This window comes from Haloplanus sp. (assembly GCF_028275055.1).
GTDB lineage: Archaea > Halobacteriota > Halobacteria > Halobacteriales > Haloferacaceae > Haloplanus.
In genome coordinates this window covers 1-5394 of sequence record NZ_JAQCNJ010000053.1, presented here as the reverse complement: position 1 = coordinate 5394, position 5394 = coordinate 1, and the positions used below count along the sequence as shown (strand labels likewise).

Genomic DNA, 5394 nt, shown 5'->3' with positions numbered 1-5394 from the left:
CGAACCTCGCGCGCTTCGACGGCGTCCGGTACGGGGTCTCCGGCGGCGACGAGGGCAACTGGAACGAGACGTTCGCCCGCGCCCGGGAGGCGGGGTTCGGCGAGGAGGTCACACGCCGTATCCTCCTCGGAACCTACGCCCTCTCGGCGGGCTACCACGACAAGTACTACAAGAAAGCCCAGGACGCCCGGGCGTGGGTCAAACGCGACTTCGACGACGCGTTCGGGCGCGCGGACGTACTCGCAACGCCGACGATGCCGGTCCTCCCGCCGGCGCTCGGCGACAGCCTCGACGACCCGCTACAGCTCTACCTGATGGATGCAAACACCGTCCCGGTCAACCTCGCGAACCTCCCCGCGATCTCCGCGCCCGCCGGCGAGGCCGACGGGCTCCCGGTCGGGTTGCAACTCATCGGCCCGAAGTTCGGCGAGGAAGCCATCGTCCGGGTGGCGTCCGCCGTCGACGCGTAAGCCCCGAACGACGGGATGGCCGCGGTTTCGATGGTTTGATACGCGTGTTTCCGTTCCGTCGGACTGTACTACTCGTATGCCGTGGCGACCCAACTGGCGGGCGACGGTCGGACTGCTCGGAACCGGGATGAAATACCTCTCGGTGACGATGTTCGTCCCGCTCGTGGCGGCGCTGATCTACGGCGACGACGTCTGGGTGTTCGCGATCTCGATCGGTGCGGTTGCGGCCGCCGGGTTCGCCCTCGAACGGGCCGATCCCGACCCCGACCTCGGGCCGAGCGAGGCGCTGCTGTTCGTGACGCTCGCGTGGCTCGTCGCCGCAGTCGTGGGGGCGATCCCGTACGTGCTGGCCGGCGCCGGCACGGCGTCGACGCTCGCGAACCCGATCAACGCGCTGTTCGAGTCGATGAGCGGGTTCACCACCACGGGCGCGACCGTGATGGGCGAGATCAGTTTCGAGCAGCACTCCCGCGCGCTGCTGCTGTGGCGACAGCTCACCCAGTGGCTAGGCGGAATGGGGATCATCGTGTTGATGATCGCGATCCTCCCGGAGGTCGCGGTCAACGGTGCCCAACTGATGGCGTCGGAGGCGCCGGGGCCGGAACTCCAGAAGCTGACCCCGAAGATCGCCGAGACCGCCCGCGCGCTGTGGCTCATCTACTTCGGGTTCACCGTCCTCTTGGCCGCACTCCTCTACGCGCTGCACCTGCTCGGGCTGGCGCCGAACATGGACCTCTACAACGCGATCGCCCACGCGTTCACGACGCTCCCGACCGGCGGGTTCTCCCCACAGGCCGACAGTATCGCGTACTTCTCGGCGGCGGTCCAGTGGGCCATGATCCCGTTCATGGTCGTCGCCGGCGTCAACTTCGCGCTGTTCTGGCACGTGCTCAGGGGCGAAGCCGAAGTCCTGGTCGGGAACACGGAGTTCCGCGCGTACGCCGGCGCGCTCGCGGTCCTCACCGCGGGCGTCGCCGTGCTCCTGGTCGGCGGTGCCGCCCCGCCGCTCGGGCCCCTCGGCGGAGTCACCGGCGGACTCACCGAGAACACGATCCGGCAGGCGGCGTTCCAGGTCGGCTCCCTGATGAACTCCACGGGGTACGCCACTTCCGACTTCGCACAGTGGGACACTCACGCACAGGTCTTTCTCCTGTTCGTGATGTTCGTCGGCGGGTCGGCGGGGTCGACCGGTGGCGGGGTGAAAGTCGTCCGGTGGCTGGTCGTGCTGAAGACCATCAGACGTGAACTGTTCACCACCGCCCGCCCCGACGTGGTCCAGCCCGTCAGACTCGGCGGCAGCGTCGTCGACGAGGACGCGATCCGCGGAATCATGGTGTTTACGATGCTGTACGTCCTGTTATTCGGGTTGTCGGCGGTGTTTATTTCGCTCGACACCGCCCGGATCGGAGTCCAGCTCACGACGCTTGAAGCCGTCAGCGCGTCGCTGGCGACGCTCGGAAACATCGGCCCCGGGTTCGGGCGGCTGGGTCCGTTCGGGAGTTACCTGTTCTTCTCGGACGCCTCGAAGCTGCTGATGATCTTCCTGATGTGGCTCGGCCGGTTGGAGATCGTCCCGGTGCTCGCGGTGTTCGTCTCCTCGGTCGATGACCGCTGAGGCGTCGCAAAGCGACCGTCCGCATCCCGATCGTCCGTGTCTCAGATCCGGGCGGTGACGTCGTCTGCGACGTCCATCGCGGTGAAAACGACCACGCGATCGCCGGTCTCGACGATCGTGTCGCCGCGGGGCGCGATGAACGACCCGTCCCGGACGAGCGCACCGACCACGACGCCGTTCGGCAGGTCGGCGATGGACTCGTGAATCGGGCGCCCGGTGAGGACGCTGTCGTCGTCGATCTCGATCTCGAGGACCTCCGCCTTGTCGGACTCGACGAACGCGACCTTCTCGGTGTTGCCCTCCAGGGTGAACCGCGAGATCTCCTCGGCGACCACGCTGCGCGGGCTCACGCCGATGTCGATTCCGACTGTCTCGAAGAGGTTGACGTACTCCGGCGTGTCGATGATCGCGATGGTCCGCTCGACGCCCATCCGATCGGCCAGAAGCGACACGAGTAGGTTCTTTTCGTCGGAATCCAGCGTCGACACGACCACGTCGGCGTCGCCGATGTGTTCCCGCTCGAGGAACTCCACGTTGGTCGCGTCCGACTCCATCACCACCGTGTTCGGGAGTAACTCGGCGAGGTCGCGGGCGCGCTCTTCGTCCCGTTCGATCAGCCGCGGGCGGAACGCGCGGTCCTCCAGGAGGCGTGCGACGTGGTAGCCGATCTCCGAGCCGCCGACCACGACCACCTCCTCGGTGTCCCCCATCGACTCCTCGGGGGCGACTGACTCGGCGAACTCACGGACGCTCTCCGGGGAGCCGATTACGACCACCCGGTCGCCGGGTGTGATGGCCGTCTCCCCGCGGGCGATCTCGACCGACCCGTTCCGGAGGACTGCGACGAACGTCAGCGACTCGAAGCGGTCGGCCTCGGCGACGGTCTGGTTCGCTACCGGACTCTCCCCGTCGACCTCGAATTCGGCCATCTCCACCAGCCCATCGGCGAACAAGCTGTTGTCCCGGGCGGCCGGCAGGCTCAGGGTTCGGGCGATCGACGTCGCGGCCAGAAGGTTGGTGCAGACCATGAAGTCGACCCCGAAGGCCCGATCCGACCGCTCCCACGTCCGGAGATACTCGGTGTCCTTTACCCGGGCGATGGTGAACGCGTCGGAGACCGCCTTCGCCGTCGAGGAGATCACGATGTTCGTCTCGTCGTTGTCGGTCGAGGCGATCACCATGTCGGCCTCCCCGATTCCGGCTTCCTCGAGGGTGTCCATCGTGGTTCCGTCGCCGGTCACCCCGAGCACGTCGAGCGAGTAGTTGAGTTCCTCCACCCGGTCGGCGTCGCGGTCGATGACGATCACGTCGTGTGCGTCCGCGAGGTCGCCCGCGATACTGGATCCGACCTGTCCCGCGCCGACGATTATTACGTTCACGGACGGTCACCAGCCATCGTTTGCTTCGAGTGTGTCCGGCGTGGACCTATCGATCTTTCGGCCTCGCCGTCCGCACCCGGAGTCCTGCGATCAAACTGCTTCCGGCCTCACTCGGCGATCGATCCCGGACCGCGCTCGACCGCGAGGTCGACGGACCTGGGCTCGCCTTCGAGGTCGGCGACGACCCGCTCGACCACGGTCTCGGCCTCGCTCGTGATCGCTGGCCTGATCTTGTCGACCACCCACCCCAACGAGGCGAACCGCGGCAGGCTGATCGTGTTCTCGTTGGCCGACCCGGGGTCGTAGGCGACTTCCATCGAGACGCGGGACGCGGCCGTCGCGTCCGCCGGGGCGTCGTCGGGGAGCTCGTCGAGTCCCTCGACCCGCCACCGGCCGCTGGCGTCGAGGTTCTCGACGATCCGCCACTCGATCCGGTTCGGCGGGTCGACCTCGGTGACCTCGCTTTCGACGGTGTAGGTGAGCTTCCACCACGCAAACCGGAGCGCGTAGCGGGTCCCCGCGCCGCCGTCGCCGCTCCGGCGGACGACGTCACTGAGGTGCTCGGAGTACGTCGCGTACCGCGGAAAGTCAACGAGAAAGTCGTAGGTCTCCTCCGGCGGCAGATAGACGACGGTACTGACGACGAGTTCGTCCACGACAGGTCCTTTGCTCCCGGCGATGAAAGCGTTGCGGGCGGCGATCGGATCCGGCGGCTCCCGTCCGACGTCACGGCCCGGCAGCCCGAAAGTCGGGGCCGGAACCCGGGCCCGGAACTCGGCGGCGAATCCCTCCTCGTCCGCGCCGGCCGTGGACACGTCGGTCGCCTCGATCGTGTCAGCGGCAAGCGCGAGCGCGGTTCCGCGGTCGGCATCGGTGAAAAGCGAGACCGAGCGGTCGGCGCGGTCCCACGCGACTGCGACGCCGTCATCGGTCTCGGTGACGTTCACGGTGACTCCGGCGACCTCCTCGGTGGTGGTGTTGCCGTCCGGCGCGTCGCCCTCGGCTGTGGTGGCGACGAGCGTTACGTTCGCCGGCCCGTCGTATCGGGTGATCACGGTCTCGCCGCCGAACGCGGCGATCCGTCCCTCCGAGAAGGTGTAGGAGTCGTTTCCGAGTTCGGGCACGGTCGTGCTGGTGGCGTTCTGAAGCGGCGCGAACGAGTCGAAAACGGTCCCCGACTCGGACTCGGGCGGCCGGAACGTGCTGTCAGCGACGCTGACGTTGAACCGGGTCTCGGTGTACTCGACGGTCATCGTGGCGTTCGGCCGGTTGTACTCGCTTTTGAGTACTGTTGCGGAGTCGACACCGACCCAGTGGGTGATGGTGCCCTCGCGACTCCCGTTGTCGGGTTCGACCGAAACGACCCACGCGTCGGTGCCGTCGACGGACTCGCGCCCGGTTCGGGTCGCCGTGGTGTTCTCATCGGTCCAGTCGAAGACGAGCGACCGGAGCCGCTCGGTCGCGTTCCGGGCGCTCTCGTTGTCGTACTCGTTGCCCGAGTGCTCGCCGGTCGCGTTGAACCCCGATGCGTGGTCCGTTCCGTTCGCGGCGTGGCTCCCGTTCGAGAGCACTCGCGTGATCCCGGTGCGCTCGTCGTGGATCCACGCGACGGTGCCGTTGGTTCCCGCGACTACGGTGCGGTTGTCGGCGGAGACGGACACCCGGGAGGCGTTGTCCTCGCCGAACGTGAACGAGGTGTTGTACTGCCGCTCAGCCGTGTCGTTTTCGACGGTCACCGTCGCCGCGCCGACGACGGTGTCCGCGGTCCCGTACCGCTCTTCGACATCGTCAAGAATGGCGTCGCCGGTGGGGTCGCCCATGTCAGCAAGCCCCAACCCCGCCACGGCGGCGACGCCGACGACGAGCAACACGCCGGCAACAACCACGGCGCCGACCGCGCCCCTGTCGTTTCCGTCGGTCTTTCGCATTA

The 5394-nt window shown here is 67.6% G+C and carries 4 protein-coding genes; 2 read left to right on the top strand and 2 right to left on the bottom strand.

From position 1 onward, the window contains the following. Positions 1 to 470, top strand: a 470-nt coding sequence (locus Q0925_RS07130) for an amidase family protein (RefSeq protein WP_299333364.1), incomplete at its 5' end; no start/stop codon positions are given. A 76-nt stretch (positions 471 to 546) separates the two neighbouring features. Beyond that, positions 547 to 2085: a TrkH family potassium uptake protein gene (locus Q0925_RS07125; RefSeq protein ID WP_299333362.1), complete on the top strand. Its 1539-nt coding sequence runs from the start codon at positions 547 to 549 to the stop codon at positions 2083 to 2085. A gap of 41 nt (positions 2086 to 2126) precedes the next feature. Here Q0925_RS07125 and trkA read toward each other — a convergent pair whose 3' ends face one another. Continuing rightward, the gene (gene trkA / locus Q0925_RS07120; RefSeq protein ID WP_299333359.1) at positions 2127 to 3464 is read right to left on the bottom strand and encodes a Trk system potassium transporter TrkA; all 1338 of its coding nucleotides are present in this window, start codon (positions 3462 to 3464) and stop codon (positions 2127 to 2129) included. A gap of 107 nt (positions 3465 to 3571) precedes the next feature. Continuing rightward, positions 3572 to 4120 carry an SRPBCC family protein gene (locus Q0925_RS07115; protein ID WP_299333366.1) on the bottom strand — a complete coding sequence of 183 codons (549 nt, stop codon included), beginning with the start codon at positions 4118 to 4120 and terminating at the stop codon, positions 3572 to 3574. Positions 4121 to 5394: the final 1274 nt, after the last annotated feature.